General features: G+C 72.1%; 14 protein-coding genes. 8 read left to right on the top strand and 6 right to left on the bottom strand.

All coding sequences use genetic code 11. The annotated features are described in order from the left end of the window. The first annotated feature begins 32 nt into the window (after positions 1 to 32). Genes DJ021_RS18055 through DJ021_RS18045 form a run of 3 tightly spaced genes read left to right on the top strand, consistent with a single transcriptional unit; the run spans position 33 to position 2,965 of the window. Positions 33 to 1,343 (top strand): glycoside hydrolase family protein, encoded by a 1,311-nt coding sequence (locus DJ021_RS18055; protein WP_111458854.1) that lies wholly within the window; start codon positions 33 to 35, stop codon positions 1,341 to 1,343. A 48-nt stretch (positions 1,344 to 1,391) separates the two neighbouring features. Continuing rightward, the gene (locus tag DJ021_RS18050; protein WP_165837261.1) at positions 1,392 to 2,558 is read left to right on the top strand and encodes an isovaleryl-CoA dehydrogenase; all 1,167 of its coding nucleotides are present in this window, start codon (positions 1,392 to 1,394) and stop codon (positions 2,556 to 2,558) included. Continuing rightward, positions 2,555 to 2,965 (top strand): DUF3574 domain-containing protein, encoded by a 411-nt coding sequence (locus DJ021_RS18045; RefSeq protein ID WP_111458853.1) that lies wholly within the window; start codon positions 2,555 to 2,557, stop codon positions 2,963 to 2,965. Before DJ021_RS18050 ends, DJ021_RS18045 begins: the two co-directional genes overlap by 4 nt. Here the strand turns inward: DJ021_RS18045 and DJ021_RS18040 are convergent. The 3 genes from DJ021_RS18040 to DJ021_RS18030 form a co-directional block, all read right to left on the bottom strand. Next, the gene (locus DJ021_RS18040; RefSeq protein WP_111459174.1) at positions 2,962 to 3,762 is read right to left on the bottom strand and encodes a helix-turn-helix domain-containing protein; all 801 of its coding nucleotides are present in this window, start codon (positions 3,760 to 3,762) and stop codon (positions 2,962 to 2,964) included. The genes DJ021_RS18045 and DJ021_RS18040 overlap by 4 nt on opposite strands. A gap of 164 nt (positions 3,763 to 3,926) precedes the next feature. Beyond that, on the bottom strand, positions 3,927 to 4,517 hold the full coding sequence (locus DJ021_RS18035; protein WP_111458852.1) for a hypothetical protein: 591 nt from the start codon (positions 4,515 to 4,517) through the stop codon (positions 3,927 to 3,929). Positions 4,518 to 4,605: 88 nt separating this feature from the next. Continuing rightward, positions 4,606 to 6,171 (bottom strand): S8 family serine peptidase, encoded by a 1,566-nt coding sequence (locus DJ021_RS18030; RefSeq protein ID WP_111458851.1) that lies wholly within the window; start codon positions 6,169 to 6,171, stop codon positions 4,606 to 4,608. Between the two features lie 124 nt (positions 6,172 to 6,295). Here DJ021_RS18030 and DJ021_RS18025 point away from each other — a divergent pair, with 124 nt between their 5' ends. Together DJ021_RS18025 and DJ021_RS18020 are read left to right on the top strand one after the other, a co-directional pair. Continuing rightward, complete coding sequence (locus DJ021_RS18025) at positions 6,296 to 6,778, top strand: RNA polymerase sigma factor (RefSeq protein ID WP_243626090.1); 483 nt, start codon at positions 6,296 to 6,298, stop codon at positions 6,776 to 6,778. Beyond that, complete coding sequence (locus DJ021_RS18020; protein WP_111458849.1) at positions 6,778 to 7,455, top strand: anti-sigma factor family protein; 678 nt, start codon at positions 6,778 to 6,780, stop codon at positions 7,453 to 7,455. Before DJ021_RS18025 ends, DJ021_RS18020 begins: the two co-directional genes overlap by 1 nt. A gap of 7 nt (positions 7,456 to 7,462) precedes the next feature. On the opposite strand, the gene DJ021_RS18015 is transcribed toward DJ021_RS18020, so the two are convergent. Beyond that, positions 7,463 to 9,640 (bottom strand): acylase, encoded by a 2,178-nt coding sequence (locus DJ021_RS18015; RefSeq protein WP_243626088.1) that lies wholly within the window; start codon positions 9,638 to 9,640, stop codon positions 7,463 to 7,465. 262 nt (positions 9,641 to 9,902) lie between these two features. Between DJ021_RS18015 and DJ021_RS18010 the strand changes: the two genes are divergently transcribed. Further along, entirely contained in the window at positions 9,903 to 10,919 is a 1,017-nt protein-coding gene (locus tag DJ021_RS18010; RefSeq protein ID WP_111458847.1) for a fimbrial biogenesis chaperone, read from the top strand. 287 nt (positions 10,920 to 11,206) lie between these two features. Here DJ021_RS18010 and DJ021_RS18005 read toward each other — a convergent pair whose 3' ends face one another. Continuing rightward, positions 11,207 to 12,997: a patatin-like phospholipase family protein gene (locus DJ021_RS18005; RefSeq protein WP_111458846.1), complete on the bottom strand. Its 1,791-nt coding sequence runs from the start codon at positions 12,995 to 12,997 to the stop codon at positions 11,207 to 11,209. Between the two features lie 116 nt (positions 12,998 to 13,113). Between DJ021_RS18005 and DJ021_RS18000 the strand changes: the two genes are divergently transcribed. Together DJ021_RS18000 and DJ021_RS17995 are read left to right on the top strand one after the other, a co-directional pair. Then, positions 13,114 to 13,959: an enoyl-CoA hydratase-related protein gene (locus DJ021_RS18000; RefSeq protein WP_111458845.1), complete on the top strand. Its 846-nt coding sequence runs from the start codon at positions 13,114 to 13,116 to the stop codon at positions 13,957 to 13,959. A gap of 69 nt (positions 13,960 to 14,028) precedes the next feature. Next, positions 14,029 to 14,439: a DUF1489 family protein gene (locus tag DJ021_RS17995; protein WP_111458844.1), complete on the top strand. Its 411-nt coding sequence runs from the start codon at positions 14,029 to 14,031 to the stop codon at positions 14,437 to 14,439. A gap of 58 nt (positions 14,440 to 14,497) precedes the next feature. Here DJ021_RS17995 and DJ021_RS17990 read toward each other — a convergent pair whose 3' ends face one another. Next, positions 14,498 to 17,275: a type I secretion C-terminal target domain-containing protein gene (locus DJ021_RS17990; protein WP_111458843.1), complete on the bottom strand. Its 2,778-nt coding sequence runs from the start codon at positions 17,273 to 17,275 to the stop codon at positions 14,498 to 14,500. Positions 17,276 to 17,575 lie beyond the last annotated feature (300 nt).

Here is a 17,575-nt window from a genome sequence, read left to right as displayed (position 1 = left end):
CCGCGCGTCTGTGTCAAACTGGGTCAGAGGGCATGAAGCCGCGCCACCAGGTCTCCCGAACCGCGATCGAGCTGATCAAGCGGTTCGAGGGCTATCGCCGCAAGGCCGCACAGCTCCCTGACGGGCGCTGGACGATCGGCTACGGCCATACCCTGACCGCGCGCCAGGGGGCGGAGGTGTCCGAGGAGGACGCCGAGGCGCTGCTGCTCTACGACCTGATCGCCGTCGCCCACGTGGTCAACGAACAGGCCTACGCGCCGCTCTCGCAGAACCAGTTCGACGCGCTGTGCGCCTTCGCGTTCAACATCGGCCTCGACAACTTCCGCCGCTCCGCGGTCCTGAAGCGGCTCAACGAGGGCGCCGCGATCCAGGCGGCCTTCGCCATGGAGCTGTGGCGCAAGGCGGAGTTCGAGGGCGAGCGGATCGTGGTCGACGCCCTGGTGCGCCGCCGGGCCGCCGAGAAGCTGCTGTTCCTCACCCCGCCGGGCGGCGCCTGGACGATCGCGCCGTCGCCGATCCTGAAGCCCGTCCTCGACCTCGACGGCTTCGACACCACGCCGCGCCAGACCCCGACGCCGATGGCGACCACGCTGGACGGCGAGCGGGTGCTGGTCGTGCGCGAGGACCGGCCGACCGCCGCGTTGGCGGAGCCGGAGCCGTCGGAGGCCGAAAATCCGATGAAGGCCGTCGCGGAACAGGTCTCCGCCCGGCTGCAGACCATCTTCCCCGAGACCGGCGAGCCGACCGAAGTCGGGCCGTCGCCGGAGCCGGTGGCCGAGGAGCCGCGCCCGCAGGCCGACTTTGCGCCGCCGATCACCGTGGGCGAGCCGCCGGGGCCTGCCCCTGAGCCGGCGTTCGAACTCACCGCTCCCGTGGAAGAGCTCGACGAGACGCCGGCAGAGCAGCAGGCCGAATCGCGCGGCGAGCCGGTGGCGGAGGAGGCGACCGGGCCCGACCTGTTCGATCCGCCAACCGCCGCCAACGACGCCCGCGAGGCGGAGGCCGCGGCGGAGCCGCCGGCCGAGACCTCCGGCCGGGTGGTGATCGACGACACCGTGCCCTACGACTTCATCGCGCCGACCGTGCAGCCGCTGCCGCAACAGCCGAAGGACGGGCTGCTGACGCTGGTGAGCCTGGCGGTGCTGGGCCTCGCCTTCTTCGGCGGCGGCATCTTCTGGGTGGTCAACGCCCAGCCGCGGGCCGACGGGATGATGCTGGACGCGCGCTGGGTGGGCGGGCTGGCGAGCGTCGCCGGCGTGGCGTTTTTCTGCGTGGCTATCTACCTGCTGCTGCGGCGGCTGGGCCGGGCGGCGGAGCGTCGGACCGACAACCCGCGCATCTGAAAACCCGCCCTCTCGCGAGGCGCGGCGACGCATGCTAACCCTCGCGCCATGATCCCGAACCACGGACCCACGCTGGAGTTCGGCCTCGGCGAGACCGCCGACGCCATCCGCGAGACCACCGCGCGTTTCGCCGCCGACAAGATCGCGCCGCTGGCGGCGCAGATCGACGAGACCAACAGCTTCCCGCGCGAGCTCTGGCCGCCGATGGGCGAGCTCGGCCTGCACGGCGTCACCGTCGAGGAGACCTACGGCGGCCTCGGCCTCGGCTACCTGGAGCACGTGGTGGCCATGGAGGAGGTGTCCCGGGCTTCGGCCTCGGTGGGCCTGTCCTACGGCGCCCACTCCAACCTCTGCGTGAACCAGCTCCGCCGCTGGGGCACTGAGGAGCAGAAGCGCCGCTACCTGCCGAAGCTGATCTCCGGCGAGCACGTGGGCGCCCTGGCGATGAGCGAGGCGGGCGCCGGCTCCGACGTGGTGTCCATGCGCCTCGTGGCCCGCAAGCAGGGCGACCGCTACGTCCTCAACGGGACCAAGTTCTGGATCACCAACGCGCCGCACGCCGACACCCTGGTGGTCTACGCCAAGACCGAGCCGGGCGAGGACAGCAAGGGCATCACCGCCTTCATCGTCGAGAAGGGCATGAAGGGCTTCAGCGTCTCGCAGAAGCTGGACAAGATGGGCATGCGCGGCTCGGACACCGGCGAGCTGGTGTTCGAGGACTGCGAGGTGCCGGCCGACAACGTCATGGGGCCGGAGAACGGCGGCGTGGGCGTGCTGATGAGCGGGCTGGACTATGAGCGCGCGGTGCTGGCCGCGGGGCCGCTGGGGATCATGCAGGCCTGCATGGACGTGGTCCTGCCCTATGTCCGCGAACGCAAGCAGTTCGGCCGGCCGATCGGCTCCTTCCAGCTGATGCAGGGCAAGGTGGCCGACATGTACGTCGCCCTGAACTCGGCGCGCGCCTACGTCTATGCGGTGGCGAAGGCCTGCGACGCCGGCATGACCACCCGGTTCGACGCGGCCGGCGCGATCCTGATGGCGTCGGAGAACGCCGTGAAGGTGGCGCTGGAGGCGATTCAGGCGCTCGGCGGCGCCGGCTACACCAAGGACTATCCGGTGGAGCGCTACCTGCGCGACGCCAAGCTCTACGACATTGGCGCAGGCACCAACGAGATCCGGCGGTTCCTGATCGGGCGGGAACTGGTGGGAGCATGAGGATACTGGGGGGCGTACTGCTGGCCGCGGGCCTGGCGCTGGCCGGTTGCGCGACGGCGCCGCTGCCGACCTGTCCGGCGGGGCAGGAGCGGCTGCGCACAGCCCAGCTGTTCTTCGGGCGCAACATCGGCGACAAGCCCGGCGTCAGCGACGCGGCGTTCCGCAAGTTCGTCGACGATGAGCTGACGCCGCGCTTCCCGGACGGGCTCACCATCCTCGACGGCGGCGGCCAGTGGCGGGGGCCGGAGAACCAGCTGATCCGCGAGGCCTCCAAGGTGGTGCTGATCGTGCTGCCGAAGACCAAGGACGCCGGCCAGCGGGTCGACACCGTCCGCGCCGCCTACAAGACCCGCTTCCAGCAGGACGCGGTGCTGCTGATCACCCAGGCGTCCTGCGTCTCGTTCTAATCGCCGCGCGCGGCCTGGAGCTGGCGTAGCGTCTCGGCGGTGGCCGGGTCGGCGGGGAAGAAGGTCTCCAGGGTCAGTTCGGACAGGGTGATGTCCACCGCCGTCCCGAACACGGTGGTCGTGCTGTAGAACGACAGGACGCTATCGCCGTTCAGCAGCTGCAGGGGCGTCGCGACGCCGCCGAAGTCCTCGGGGCGGCGGTCGGGCGCCGGCGGCGTCGGATAGGACTTCAGCTCCTCCACCAGCGCGATGAGGCCCGGATCGGCGGTGAGGTCGACCTGTCGGCGCAGACGCTCCAGCAGGTGTAGCCTCCATTCCGCCAGGTTGACGATCCGCGGGGCGAGACCCTGGGGATGCAGGGCCAGGCGCATGACGTTGGTGGGCGCGGCCAGCAGCTCCGGCGCGACGCCCTCCAGCAGCGGCGCCAGCGCGCGGTTCCCCGCCACCAGGTTCCAGCGCAGGTCGACCACCAGCGCCGGATAGGGCTCGTGGCCCGCCAGGATCACCTCCACCGCGCGGCGGGCGGCCTGCAGCGCCGGATCGTCGAGGGGCCGCTCGGGGAACACCGGGGCGAATCCGGCGGCCACCAGGATGACGTTGCGCTCGCGCAGCGGGATCGAGAGCTGGTCGGCCAGGTGCAGCACCATCTCCCGGCTGGGCTGGGCGCGGCCGGTCTCCATGAAGCTCAGGTGGCGGGTGGAGATCTCCGCCTCGCAGGCGAGGTCGAGCTGGCTCATGCGGCGGCGCTGACGCCATTCGCGCAGATGATCGCCGACGGTGCGGGCGGTTCCCAGCATGCCGCGACCATAGCTGCGGCTCCGCGGCGGCTCCATGACCTCACAGGTAATAGGCCGCAAACGGCGAAGGGCCGCCGGATCGCTCCGACGGCCCCTCTACTGGGCGTGCGCCCGGCGACTCTGATGAGCTCTCCAAAGCCGGTCGCGACTCCCCCAGTTTCCGGTTAGTGCGGAGCCGAGGCCGACCCGCTGGCCGAGCCGGACCCCGAGGCATTGGCCGAGGCGTTGGCCGAGCCGCCGAGGCTGAGGCCGCCGGAGCCCTGGGCGCCGCCCGAAGCGCCGCTGGGGCTGGCGTTCGCGCCGCCCGAGGCCTGGCCGTTCGCGGACGCCGACTGATTGGCCGCGGATCCTGCCGTGCCGAGCGCCTGACCGCCCGCCGCCTGCGCCTGGCCGACGCCGGACTGGGCTTGGCTGACGCCGCTGCGCGCCGCGCCGCGGGCCTTCTGGGCGCCGGCGCCGGCCGTCTGAGCGCCGGTCTGGGCCGCACCCGTCGCGGTGGAGCGCGCCCCACCGGCGGTGTTGCGGATGTGCGAGGTGAGGCCGCCGGTGTCGGCGCCCAGCTGGCCTGCGCCGCTCATCGAGCCGCCGAGCGCGCCGCTGGCGCCGCCGAGGCCGCCGCCGCCGAGGCCACCCATGAGGCCGCCGCCCAGACCGCCGCCGCCCGCCAGGCCGCCGCCGAGCAGCTGGGCGTTCGCCGCGCCGGCGAACAGCAGGGCCGCGCCCAGGGCGCCGAGCATGAGTGAGGTCTTGCGCATGGTTGTCTCCTGATTTCCGAAAAGCTTGCGCTTCCGACAGGGTCCAACGACCAGGCTTGGCCGGTTCATCCCGCGAGCGGGAACTTTTTTATGGCCCGCGGAGCGCCAGGGTGCGGGCGCCCACGGCGGCCGGGTCGGTGCGCAGCTCGAAGCCCACCAGGCCGCGGCCATAGACCGGGTCGGCCCCGCGGGCGCCCAGGTCGTCGGCGTCGTGGGCCAGGCGCTGCATCGCCCGCGCGGCGCCCGCACGATCGGGCTGCGGCAGGCTCCGCGCCAGCTCGCCGGCGACGATCGGGGCGGCGAAGGAGGTGCCGCGCACCGCCACGAAGCCGCCGTCCAGGCCGGCGGCGGCCATCTGCGCGCCCGGCGCGGCGAAGTCCACGTGGGTGCCGCGCCCGGCCTCCGGCAGCACTCGCCGCCGGCCGTCGACGGCGGTGACGGCGACCACGCCGGGATAGGCGGCCGGATAGAGCGGCGCGGCCGCCGGGCCGTCGTTGCCGACCGCCGCCACCACGATATGGCCGCGGTCGATCATCGCCTTCACCGCCGCGCCCAGCAGCAGGTTGGGCGGACCGACGAGGCTGATGTTGACCACCGGCGTGCGGGTCTGCGCCAGCCAGGCCAGCGCCTGGGCGATGGCGTTGGCCGAGCCGCCGGTCGGCGTCGGCCCATAGACGTCGGCGACCATCAGCGTCGCGCCGGGCGCTGCGCCCCGGAACGCGCCGCGCGCGCCGGCCATCAGCGAGGCCACCGCGGTGGCGTGGGCCGTGACCCGGGCGCCGCCGGGGGCGAAGGCGCGCTGGACCAGCCGCGCGCCGCTCAGCGCCGGCTGGCCGGCGGCCACCGAGCCGTCGACGAGCCCCAGCCGCATGGCGCCGCCGCCGCCGGTCACCGCAATCGAGCCGCCGGCCGGGCCGCCCGTCTCGCCGCCTCGGCCGACCGCGCCGCTCTCCTGGTAGATGTGGTCGAAGTCGTATTGCCCTTGCGGATCGAGGGCGCGCAGCCGTTGCACTGCTTCGGGCGCCGAGAGGCCGCGCGGCGCAGTCAGGGTCACGCTCTGCAGGCCCAGCGCGCTCAGCGCGCCGCTCGCCCGCACTCCGAATCCGGCCTGGCGGGCGCGGGCGAGAGCCGCGGGGCTGGGCGACAGCGCCAGGATCTCGCCTCGCACCACCGGTGCGCCGTGATCGTCGGCCTCGACGACGTCGGGGTGGTCGCGGATCAGCTGTTGGGCCTGCACGCGGCGCGCCTCGGTCAGGGCTGCGCCGGCGACACCGGCAGCAGCGCCCAGCGCATCCGTCACCACCTGGGGCGCGCCCTGCGCCGGCAGCGCGCTGCTGAGCACGCCGCCCACCTGCGGGCCGACCTGGGGCAGGGCGGGCGCCGGGGGCGCAGCCACGACCTGCGGGAGAGACGACGGCGTCGGGAGAGTGGACCGGCCGGGGCGCGGAGCGTCGGGAATCCGGCTGGCCGGCGCCCGTGTGTCCGGGAACGGCGAACCCACGGACGGCAGGCCGCTCGACGGCAGGGATGGCAGGCCGCCGCCACCCAGGCCGCCGCCGCCGCCGAGGATCTGCGCCGGCGCCGGCGCGCTGCAGCCGAGCGCTAAGGCGAGGCCGGCGGCGAGGGCGGTGCGGATCGGCTTTGGCGGTGGCATCGGTGGTCGCACTCCTGTGCCCGCGCGTCGGGGCTTGCGGCGCAGATCGGCATTTGTTGTGACTTAAAGGATGAAACGTGGCGTTCGGTTCGTTTCATCCTTCGAAGGCGGATTCTTGGAGCCCATGCAGCGCCAGATCGTCGAGTTGCTGCCGCGCCTGCGCCGGCTGGCCCGCGTGCTGGCGCGCAACCCGGCCGACGCCGACGACCTGGTGCAGCTGACGGTGGAGCGGGGGCTCGCCCGCCAGGGCCAGTGGGTCGCAGGGACCCGCCTCGACAGCTGGATGTTTCGGATCATGAAGAACGCCTGGATCGACGAGAGCCGCGCCCGCACGAGGCGTAGCGCCGTCTTCGCCCCCGAGGAAGCCGGCGAGCACGTCGGCCACGACGGCGCCGGCGCCATGCAGGCCAGGCTCGAAGCCGCCGACGTGGACCGCGCCATGGCCAAGCTCCCCGACGAGCAGCGGCTGGCCGTCGCCCTCGTGCTGGTCGAGGGCCTCTCCTACAAGGAAGCCGCCCAGGTGCTGGAGGTGCCGGAGGGCACCCTGACCAGCCGGCTGGTGCGCGGCCGCGCAGCCTTGCTGGGTCATCTGCAGGAGGTGGCGTGATGTCCCGCGAGGAACGCCTGGTCGCCTACGTGGACGGCGAGCTCGAAGCCGCCGACCGCGCCGCCTTCGAGCGCGAGATGTCCGCCGACCCTGCGCTGGCCGCCGAGGTGGCGTTGCAGCAACGCCTGGGCGCGCGGATCGCCGAGGCCTATGCGCCGGTGCTCGACGAGCCCGTGCCCGCCGGGCTGGTCGCGGCGGCCTCCGTCGCCAACGACCGGGGGCGGCCGAGGTTCGGAATAGCGCAGTGGGCGGCGATGGCCGCCTGCCTGGTGGTGGGCGTGCTGGCCGGACGTGCGGCGATGCCGCAGCCCGGGCCGCTGGTGGTCCGCGACGGGGCGCTGGTGGCGCGGGGCGGGCTGGCGCAGGCGCTGACGACCCAGCTCGCCGCGGAGTCTGGACCGGTGAAGCTGGGGGTCAGCTTCCGCAGCGGCGACGGCCGCTATTGCCGCAGCTTCCAGAGCGCCGCGGACCGGCTGGCCGGCGTGGCCTGCCGCGAAGCGGACCGCTGGGTGGCGCGCACCACCACCGCCTGGACGCCGTCGGCGAGCCCCGACTACCGCACCGCCGGCAGCGACGCGCCGCCCGAGGTGCTGGCCGCGGTCGACGCGATGATCGCCGGCGAGCCGCTCGACGCGGCCGCGGAACGCGCCGCGCGGGCCAAGGCCTGGCGGCCCTGAGGGTCGGTCACTGGCCCGGGTGGTAGCGCCGCTCGGTGTGGCCGGTGAGCTGCTCGGGATAGAAGTAGACCTCCCGCAGCGCGCCCTGGGTGTAGCGGACGGCCTGGTCGTCGAAGTGCGGGGATTTCGGATCGCCGCTCTCGCCGCCGGCCGAGATGGCCATGGCGCGGACCCTGTCGCCGAACTCGACGACGGCCACGAACGAGTTTCCCTTGGTCCCGTAGTAGCGCTTCGTCCCCTCGTAGGGCTGGGCGCCGAAGGCGGCCAGCGAGCCCCACTGCGACGAGGTGAAAGCCACCGGAATGCTCGGGGCGGCGTCCTTGAACGGCTGGACGATGTCGCCGGTGCGGCGCTGGAAGCGGTTGATCTGGCCCCAGGGCGTGCGCCAGCGGCCGAAGTCCGCCTTCAGGCGATCGGACGCCTGCGCCAGCGCTTGCAGCTTCTGCGCCGCGGTCGTGCGGCTGAGCATCTCGTCATAGGGCGAACGGCCCTCGCGGATGGCCTCCGGCGCGGCGACGGCCCACAGGGCCTCGCCCCAGAACACCGCCAGCGAGGTCGGGACCGAGTCCGTCGACCAGCGACAATCCCAGGCCCGCAGCGCCGCGACCTGGTCGGCCAGCCGGGCCTTCAGCGGATCCCCCGCCGGCGTCTCGTCGTAGGCCTGGAGCAGCGCCGGGATCAGCGTCGCGAAGGCCGGCAGGTAGGGGTCGTAGGCCGCCTGGATCAGGGTCGGCAGGGTGAAGTCCTTGCGCGCCTGCAGCACCCGGGTGGCATGGATCCCACGCGGGTTCTCGCCGTGGGTGTCCATGTAGCGGGGATAGTCCGCGAGCTTGGGGCTGTACGGACCCGCGGCGGAGTAGGGCCAGTCGTTGGTGTTGAAGATCCAGCCGTTCGGCGGGTTGAGCAGGTGCGGCGCCTCGTCCAGCGCATGCAGCCCCTTCCAGTCGGTGGCCGGGTCCGCGCCGTCCACGGGCTTGGTGTAGTCGAAGCGGTCGTCGCGCCGGGGAATGAACTGCGGGTGCAGGTAGGCGATCTCGCCCTTGGAGTCGGCGAAGATGGTGTTGTTGGACGAGTTGGCGCGCAGCTCGGCGATCTTCATGAACGACGCATAGTCGGTGGCCTTGGTGCGCAGGAACGACTGCTCCAGCGCCGGCACGGGCGTGTTCATCAGCGCCATGGCGATCCACTTGCCGTCGGCGGCGCGGACGATCGGGCCATGATGGGTGCGGTAGACGGTGAAGGTCCGGCTGGCCATCGCCCCGCCTTTGGCGCGATAGGGCACGGCGATGGTGGAGACGGCGACCGGCCGCTCCTCGCCGCCGTAGCGGTAGAAGAGCTTGCCGTCGCGGCTGACGATGGTCTCGGCGAACTCGTCGACCACGTCGACGCCGCTCGAGGTGTGCATCCAGCCGGCATGGGCGTTGAAGCCCTGGTAGATGAAGAACTGGCCCCAGGTCACCGCGCCATAGGCGTCGAGCCCCTCGTCGCTGCTCATCTGCAGCTCCGAGCGGAAGAAGAACGAGGTGTGCGGGTTGATCAGCAGCAGGGCGTGGCCGCCGGCGGTGTTCGACGGCGCGATGGCGAAGCCGTTGGAGCCGGTGGGCTCGACGAACCGCGCGCCGGTCTCTTCCGGGCTGAGCGCCGCCGTGCGCGGCTGGCCGTAGAAGGCCTTGAGCTCGGGCAGGGAGATCCGCTCGACGTCGCCGCCGATGCTGCCTTCGCTGAAGCTGAGCGCCATCCAGGGTTCGAACCGCCGGATCACCCGCGGCGTCACCTTGGGGTGGGTCGCCAGGTAGTAGTTGAGCCCGTCGGCCCAGCCGTCCATCAGCGCCTTCAGCCACGCGGGGCTGGCGGCGTATTTCGCCTTCAGGTCTGCGGGATCGATGAACAGCTTCTGGCGCAGGTCCTGCCAGATGGCGGCCTCGCCCTCCGCCTCGGCGGTGCGGCCCAGCGCGGTCAGGTAGTTGGCCTCGACGCGGTTGAAGTCGTCCTCGGCCTGGGCGTAGCTCGCCCCGAACACCGCCTGCGCGTCGGTCTTGCCGTGGATGTGGGCGATCCCCCAGTCGTCGCGCACGATGCTGACGTCGGCGGCCTCCTGCTTCCAGCGCGAGAGATCGTCGGCGGCGGCCGGCGCCGCGCAGGCGACAAGACCGGCCACCACCAGAAAAACGCCGATAGTCCTCACGCGCACCCCCGTTCGTCTCGCGCCCCTTACAGACCATTCGGCGCGCAAGGTACAGCCTGGCGCTCCGCGATTCCGCAGCGCCTCCCCGCGGCGCCTCGTTCCTGGGCGGGCGGCGCGCCAGATCGCGAAAGGGGTGTCGTCGCCGGGAAGACGTTGCGCAACCTCCGGTCGTCGTGGTCTGTCGGCTTCATCACATAGGCGTCGAGTCGTGACGCCTGACGCGGGCCTCCAGAGCCGGCGCGAATTGGGAGATTCTGACAGGATGCTGCAGGCGATGGCGCACCGGGGGCGGAGTCGCGCCGACGCCGGCCTTGCCGATGTCCGGCGAATCCTCGTGGCGGGCGTATTGATCGCCGCGGCTGCGGCGCCGATGGCCTGGTCGCAACCCCAGCCGACCCCGCTGGACCGACGCGATGCGGCCCGCCTCGACACCCTCGGGGCGGGGCTAGACGTTTCGCCCAGGCGCCTCACGCTGACCCCCGGCCGCTCGGCCAGCGTCTACATCTTCAACCGCACGGGGCCGCGCACCACCTTCGACGTCACCCTGGTCGACCGGGTGATGCTGCCGGACGGGCGTCTCGTGGAACTCGCCGACGCAGCCGCCGACCCGGCGCAGAGGACTGTCGCGGACCGGATGCGCTCGGCGAAGCCGGTGCTGAAGTTCATGCCCCGGCGCATCACCCTGGAGCCGAAGTCGGGCGAGACCGTCCGGATCAGCGTCCCGCGGTCCGCAGCCATAGCGGGCGAGGTCCGCACCCACCTGTCGATCACCGCCATTCCGCCGCCCGAAGCCGGGCTGACCGCGGACGCCGCCGCGGCGGGCGAGCGGGGGCTCGCCTTCCGGGTGCTGGCGCTGTTCACCACCAGCCTGCCGGTGATCGTGCGGCCGGCCGCCGCCGACGTCCGCGCGCAGATCGAGAACCTCACCCTGGAGACGCCGGGCGGCGGCGGCTCCGCCGATTCCACGCCGGTGCTTTCGTTCGACCTCGTGCGGGTCGGGGCCAATTCCCTGTTCGGCAATATCGAGGTCCGCGGCCGCCGCTCCGACGAGGCGCCGCTCAGCCTCGCCAAGGGGGTCGGCGTCTACCCCGAGATCGAGCGCCGCCGCGTACGCCTGGCGCTGAACCGGGAGCCGTTCGGCGACGAGCTTCTGAGGATCACCTTCACCGACGACGACACCATGCCCGGCCGGGTGCTGGCGACCCACACCCTGGCCTATCGACCGAACCTGCCGGTCGCGCCGCGGAAGTCGGACGCCGTGGCCATAGCCCGGCGCTGAAGCGTCGCAGGCGCCGGAATGCAAGAAGCCCCGGCGTCTCCGCCGGGGCTTCCGCTTTGTTGGGCTGCCGCAGGACGTCGTCGCCGACGGCCGTCTGACACCCAGCATTTGTCCGCGTGAGCGCTGGGGTCAGTTACGACCTTGATTCTCAACGGAGATTTCCAGCGCGTCGGCGAATGACAAATGAGACACTGGATCACCTCCTTTCAACTGTTGAACAGGGATGACGAATATGGGGCGGTTCCTGCCGGTGTGCAAACCCCGCCCTGAGGGTTTCCGGCGCGCGGTCAGCCGGCGGACGCCGTCCGGGCTGTGACGGTCGCGTCCTCGTCCTGCAGGCTGGCGCGACGGCGGAGTTCCTGGACGGGCCGGTCGAGCTTGTCGAGCGCCGCCAGCATGGCGCGGTAGCCCTCGGCCACGGCCGGGGCGTAGGCGCTCCAGTCGCGGATTTCCACCTTGGTGGTGTCGGGCAGGACCAGTACGTCGGTGGCCTCGCGGGCCGCCGCCAGGTCCCGGCCGGTGGAGACGGTGGCCGCGCGCATCAGCAGCGAGACGATCGGCGGTCCTTTCTTCCACTGGCCGGACCAGATCCAGCGCCAGGCGGACTCGGGCCGCGCCACGTCGTCGGCGGTGATGCTGCGGCCGGCGGTGACGTCGACGCCGACGATCGGGCCGAGCTGCGAGGCGCGCATCACGTCGGCCGGGAAGTTCTTCATCACCGCGCCGTCGACCAGCACGTTGTTGTCGAGGGTGGCCGGCGGCATCACCCCGGGCAGGGCGATGGTGGCCCGCAGCGCCTGCCGCAGCAGGCCGCGACGATGCAGGTGATAGGCGCCGGTGGTCAGGTTGGACGACAGGCAGAAGAACGGCAGCCAGAGGTCGGCGATCTCGGTGTCGCCGAAGTGCTGGGCGAGCCGCTCGCTGACCTTCTCGCCCCGGGTCAGGGCGAGGATCGGCAGGGCGATGTCGTCGAGCGGGCTGGTGTCGACGAAGGCTTCGCGGATGCGGCGATCCAGTTCCGCGTCGTCCCAGCCCATGGCCGCGCCGGCGGCGATGATCGCGCCCATGGAAACGCCGCCGACGAAGTCGATTGGGATATTGCGCTCGCGCAGCGCCTTGATGGCGCCGATGTGGGCGTAGGCGCGCGCGCCGCCGCCGGAGAGCACCAGGCCCACGGACTGGCCGGTCAGCACCCGCGCGATCCGGCGCACGTCGTCCGGGTTGTCGCGCCGCATGTGGAACAGCCGCGCCGGGTTGGTGGCGTCCATCCACGCCTCCGACCCCGAAGGCGCCCGCGCGTCGGCCGGCTGCAGCAGGATCAGGTCCACCAGCTGCTGCGCCTGCAGCGGGGCGGCGAGGTAGTGGCTCGGCATGTTGGCGGGCGGCTTGCGGTCGCCGCGCCCGACGCGGAACAGCCGGTCGACCTGCCGCGACACCGATTGACGCCAGCCGGTGTCGGTCGCCTCGGCCACATAGAGCACGAAGTCGTGGGTCCGCTCGACGTCGGAGAACCATTCGGTCGGGGCGCTGGACGCCTCGACGCCCACCACGGTGACCGAATAGCCCAGCCGGCTCACCTCCGCGCCCAGCCGGTCCACCATAGGCCGCAGCGCGCCGGGCTGGCCGACCGGCACGAAGCCGAACACCGAGGGCTCGCCCATGGTCCCGCTGCGCGCCGCCTGGCGGGTGCGCAGGATCATCAGCCGGGCCAGCTCGTTCATCACCGAACCGTCGGCCTCGCAGGCGTCGAAGAAGACGTCGCGCGGCAGGGCGAAGATCTCGGAGTCCCTCAGCGCCACCACGTCGGCCGAATGCGGCGCGCCGGCCACCAGCGCCATCTCGCCGGCCGGTTCGCCGGGCCGGATCACCCCCAGGAACTGGGTCTCATGGCCCTCCTCGCGGCGGAACGCCCCGAGCCGGCCGGTGCGCAGGAAATAGAGATGGTCGGCCGGGTCGCCGGCGCCATAGAGCCTCTGGCCGCCGGGCAGCGAGAACCACGTGGCCTCGTCCTGCGCGCGCTCCTGGGTGAAGAGCCGCGCCAGCGCCGAATCGGTCGCAATTTCGGGGAGCCTGGCCACGGACGGGGAGCCTAGCGCCTGGGCCGCCCGGCGGCTATGCCTTCACGGTGCGGCTCAGGCCGCCACCTTCGCCGCCGTCCGGCGTTTCGCCACCGGCGAACCCTGAGGAGGCCACCATGTCCAATCCCATCGTCGATCCGCTCGTGGAGGTGGTCGACACCAGCGCGACCTCCGAGCTCGTCGACATCGACGCGACCGCCGACGGCGCCGTCACCGTGACGCTCAATCGCCCGGCGCGGAAGAACGCCTTCGACGCCGACCTGATCTCCGCGCTGGAGGAGGCGTTCCAGACCCTGCAGGGCGCGGAAGGCGTGCGGGTGATCTTCGTGCGCGGCGCCGGCGGGACCTTCAGCGCGGGCGCGGACCTGGACTGGATGCGGGCGGCTGCGGACCGTTCGGAGGCCGACAACCGCGACGACGCCTTCCAGATGGCCAAGATGCTCAAGCAGCTCTGGGACATCCCGGCGCTGACCGTGGCGCTGGTCGAGGGCGCGGCGTTCGGCGGCGGCGTGGGCCTGGCGGCGGCCTGCGACCTGGCGGTGGCCACCGCGGCGACCCGGTTCAGCTTCTCGGAAGTGCGGCTGGGCCTGATCCCGGCGACCATCAGCCCCTATGTGGTGCAGGCGATCGGACCGCGCACCGCCCGGGGCCTGTTCGCCACCGGCCAGGTGTTCGACGCAGCCCACGCCCAGCGCATCGGGCTGGTCAGCGAGGTGGTCGCCGACACCGCGGCGCTGGAGGCCGCCCGCGACCGCATCTCGCGCGAGATTATGGACTGCGCGCCCGGCGCGGTGGCCGAGGCCAAGCGGCTGGTGGCCGACGTCTACGCCCAGGAGATCGACCACGGGCTGATGGAGGACACCGCCCGGCGGATCGCCGGCGCCCGCGTCGGTCCGGAAGGGCAGGAGGGCGTGCGGGCCTTCCTCGAACGCCGCAAGCCGTCCTGGGCGACCGGCGAGTAGGCGCCTCGGGGCGAATGAGGCCGCCCGCCGCACTGTTCAAGCCGGCCGCCGCGTCCTAATCCAGGGCCGATGCCTCTGCACATGATCAAGCTCTGCGTCGGTCTCGACACGGTCGAGGAACTGGTCGCCTGGCGCCTCGCGGAGGCGGGCGACGGCAGGCCCTGGATCATGCGCACCCGGCAGACGCCCAAGCGCGCGGCGGAGATGATCGACGGCGGCTCGCTCTACCGGGTGTTCAAGGGCGTGATCCTCTGCCGCCAGCGGATCCTGCACGTCGAAACGGTGGGCGAGGGCGTCAACGCCCGCTGCGAGGTGACCCTCGACGCCGAGGTGGTGCGCGTGGCCCCGACGCCACGGCGGGCCTTCCAGGGCTGGCGCTATCTGGAGACCCGCGACGCGCCCGAAGACCTCAGCCTGGAGGCCTTCGGCGAGGCGCCGCCCGAACTCGCCCGACAACTGCGCGAGCTCGGCGCCTGGTAGCGCCCGGCTCCACGCAGAGGTAGCGGGCTCCCTTGTCGGGAGAGAGCCCGCCCTGACCCTAGTGGAACAGCCAGTCCGAGGGGTGGAGGCTCGAAGGGGCGACGCCGTCCAGGGTCGTGATCTGGAACGGCCACGGGTTCGCCGTTCCAGGGCCGTCGGAGTCGAACAGCACCTTGGTGCCGCCGGCGCCGTCGGATTCCAGCTTCAGGTAGCCATCGGCGATCGGGTCCGACCCCGTATAGCCGCTCTGCGCGAACAGGGGGCGCAGGTCGAGGACGTCCGTGCCCGGCGTGAAGTCGGTCACGTGACCGGCGTTCCAGGGCAGGGCGCCGAACACGAAGTGGTCCGCGCCGGCCGCCCCGGTGAGTATGTCGGGGCCTTGCCCGGCGGCGAGCGTATCCGCGCCGGCGCCGCCCGTCAGGTGGTCGCCGTAGGTGGTCGAGCTCAGCGCCAGCCCGGGGATCACCGGCGGCGCGACCACGGCCGGGGCGGTCGGCGTGGCGGCCGTCTGCCCGGCGAGCACCTGGGCGGCCGTGAGGCCGGCCGGCGCCACGCCGTCGAGGGTGACGATGGTGTAGGGCCACGGGTTGGCCGTCGCCGCTCCGTCGATGTCCAGCATCACCTTGGTTCCGCCGGCGCCGTCGGACACGAAGGACAGGTAGCCGTCGGCGACCGGATCCGTCCCGTGGTAGCCGTTGGCGTAGAGCGCCGAGAGGTCGAGCTTGTCGACGCCCACCTGGAAGTCGCTGATGTGGCCGGCGTTCCAGGGCAGGTTCTTGAACACGAAGGTGTCCGCGCCCGCGCCGCCCGTCAGCTTGTCCGGGCCCTGGCCGGCGTTGAGCGTGTCCGCGCCGGCGCCGCCGGCGAGGGTGTCGGCGTAGACCGAGGAGGTCAGCACCACGCCCGGCGTCGCCGGCGGCGTGGGGGTGACGGGGGTGGCCGGCGTCGTCGAGGCGGCCCCGCCGAACACCTGGGCCGCGGTCAGCCCGGTCGGCGAGACGCCGTCCAGGGTGGCGATCTGGAACTTGATGGTGTTGGCCGAGCCGTTGCCGTCGGTGTCCAGCAGGACCTTGGTCCCGCCGGCGCCGTCGGAGACGAAGCTGACGTAGCCGTCGGCCACCGGATCGCTCCCGTGGTAGCCGTTGGCGTAGAGCGCCGAGATGTCGAGCTTGTCGACGCCGACCTTGAAGTCGGTGATGTGGCCGGCGTTCCACGGCAGGTTCTTGAACACGAAGGTGTCGGCGCCCGCGCCGCCCGTCAGCTTGTCCGGGCCCTGGCCGGCGTTGAGCGTGTCCGCGCCGGCGCCGCCGGCGAGGGTGTCGGCATAGACCGCCGAGGTTAGCACGACGCCCGGCGTCGCCGGGGCCGCCGGAGGCGTCACGACGGGGGGCGGCGTGGTGGTGGCTCCGCCTGTGCTGCTGGAGGTGTCGCCGGCGAGCGCGTAGGCGTGGATGTAGTCGATGGTCATGGTGGCGGGCATGTCGGCGTTGTCGACGGCGCCGCCCCATCCGCCGACCGCCATGTTGGCGATCATGTACATGGGGGTGTTCATGTCGGCGGGGGTGGCGGTGTGGAAGGTCTCGACGCCGTCGACGTACCAGACGAGGTCGGTGGGGGTCCACAGCACGCCGTAGGTGTGGAAGCCGGAGGTGGTGTCGGGGATGAAGGAGGCGACGCCGTTGGAGGTGTGGACGCCGCCGACCCCGGAGTGCTCGGTGGTCCAGTCGGCGTGGGGGTCGGAGGTCAGCGTCTCCATGACGTCGAGCTCCGGCGGCCAGGCGCCGTTGGCGGGGATCAGCCAGAAGGCGGGCCAGGCGCCGGCGGCCTGCGGCAGCTCGGCGCGCATCTCGAAGTAGCCGTAGGTCTGGGAGAAGGTCGGCTGGGTGGAGATCAGGCCGGAGGTGTAGCCGTAGCCGAAGATCTCGGGGTTGGCGGAGGGCTTGGCGGTGATCGAGAGGGTGCCGTCGGCGTTCGAGGTGAAGGGGCTCTCGGCGAAGTCGCCGTTGTGGTCGCGGAAGTAGGGCGAGGTGTAGATCTGTTGCTCGTTGTTGCTGGACAGGGTGTAGCTGCCCAGGCCCTGGCTGCCCTGGTAGCCGAAGTCGGGGCGCCAGGTGCCGGTGGGGTTGCTCTCGGCGTCCCAGATGGAGAGCTTGCCGGAGAACTCGTCGTCGAAGGTCATGGCGCCGAGCTTCGAGGGGTCGAGCTGGAGCTGGAAGTTGGCGGCGCTGAGCTGGGAGACCTGCAGGTTGCGGAACACCAGGCCGTCGCCGTTCCCGAGGTCGAGCTTCACGTCGGCGCCGACCTGGGTGAGGTGGCTCTGCACCTGGCTGAAGCTGGTGAAGCCGGCCGTCAGGCGGACCACGTCGCCGTCGGCGGGGGTGAAGTCCTGGATGGCGTCGTTGCCCTGGCCCTTGACGACGATGAAGGTGTCGGCGCCGGCGCCGCCGATCAGCACGTCCTGGCCGCCGCCGCCGTAGAGCTGCTGCGAACCCGCGCCGCCCTGGATGACGTTGTCGCCGGCATTGCCGGCGCCGTAGGTCTTGTCGCCGTCGACCTCGAGGTTCTCGACGTTGGCGTAGTGGGGCAGGTAGACGTTGGTCCAGGCGACGATCTTGTCGGTGCCGCCGCCGGCCAGCTCGACCACCTGGTCGGTGGCCGACTTCAGGTAGTAGGTGTCGTCGCCGAGGCCGCCGGTCAGCAGGTCGCCCTGACCGCCCCACAGGCTCTCCGCCTGGCTGGTCCCGGTCAGCGTGTCGACGCCGTCGGTCCCGTAGAGACCCGTCACCGGCGCAGCCGTTTCAGCGGCCAGCGTGCCGTCGTACTTCAGATAAGACATCTAAGATTTCCCGTCCTGAGATGGCGGGACCAACCCGCCGTCCGCCGCCCGGCCCCGACAGCCCTGCGACAGGCCGGAACCTACCGACATCACGGTTTTCAAAAGCTTCCCCAAGTTGTCGCAGATCGCTGTTCTGCCGCGGTCTTGACGGACGACGATGTCTCTGCGCCACCCCTGGTTGAGGGTCATTGGAGGGCCGTCCGGAAGCTGGCGCTAATGGTCAAGCTTGTTTCATAAGGCGTGGATGAACAACGAAGATCCTGCCATACAAGCTCTACCGTAGGGGCGTATACTGAAGCT

Origin of the sequence: Phenylobacterium hankyongense (assembly GCF_003254505.1) — a bacterium.
GTDB classification, from domain to species: domain Bacteria; phylum Pseudomonadota; class Alphaproteobacteria; order Caulobacterales; family Caulobacteraceae; genus Phenylobacterium; species Phenylobacterium hankyongense.
The sequence above is the reverse complement of the archived record's forward strand: the minus strand, read 5'-3'. Positions and strand labels throughout refer to the sequence as shown.

Bases quoted from the DNA above. Each gene is read 5' to 3' on its own strand.
- DJ021_RS18040 (WP_111459174.1), bottom strand. From the start codon at position 3,762: ATGCTGGGAACCGCCCGCACCGTCGGCGATCATCTGCGCGAATGGCGT.
- DJ021_RS18010 (WP_111458847.1), top strand. From the start codon at position 9,903: ATGCTGCAGGCGATGGCGCACCGGGGGCGGAGTCGCGCCGACGCCGGC.
- DJ021_RS18055 (WP_111458854.1), top strand. From the start codon at position 33: ATGAAGCCGCGCCACCAGGTCTCCCGAACCGCGATCGAGCTGATCAAG.
- DJ021_RS18030 (WP_111458851.1), bottom strand. From the start codon at position 6,171: ATGCCACCGCCAAAGCCGATCCGCACCGCCCTCGCCGCCGGCCTCGCC.
- DJ021_RS17990 (WP_111458843.1), bottom strand. From the start codon at position 17,275: ATGTCTTATCTGAAGTACGACGGCACGCTGGCCGCTGAAACGGCTGCG.
- DJ021_RS18020 (WP_111458849.1), top strand. From the start codon at position 6,778: ATGTCCCGCGAGGAACGCCTGGTCGCCTACGTGGACGGCGAGCTCGAA.
- DJ021_RS18045 (WP_111458853.1), top strand. From the start codon at position 2,555: ATGAGGATACTGGGGGGCGTACTGCTGGCCGCGGGCCTGGCGCTGGCC.
- DJ021_RS18050 (WP_165837261.1), top strand. From the start codon at position 1,392: ATGATCCCGAACCACGGACCCACGCTGGAGTTCGGCCTCGGCGAGACC.
- DJ021_RS18035 (WP_111458852.1), bottom strand. From the start codon at position 4,517: ATGCGCAAGACCTCACTCATGCTCGGCGCCCTGGGCGCGGCCCTGCTG.
- DJ021_RS17995 (WP_111458844.1), top strand. From the start codon at position 14,029: ATGCCTCTGCACATGATCAAGCTCTGCGTCGGTCTCGACACGGTCGAG.
- DJ021_RS18025 (WP_243626090.1), top strand. From the start codon at position 6,296: ATGCAGCGCCAGATCGTCGAGTTGCTGCCGCGCCTGCGCCGGCTGGCC.
- DJ021_RS18000 (WP_111458845.1), top strand. From the start codon at position 13,114: ATGTCCAATCCCATCGTCGATCCGCTCGTGGAGGTGGTCGACACCAGC.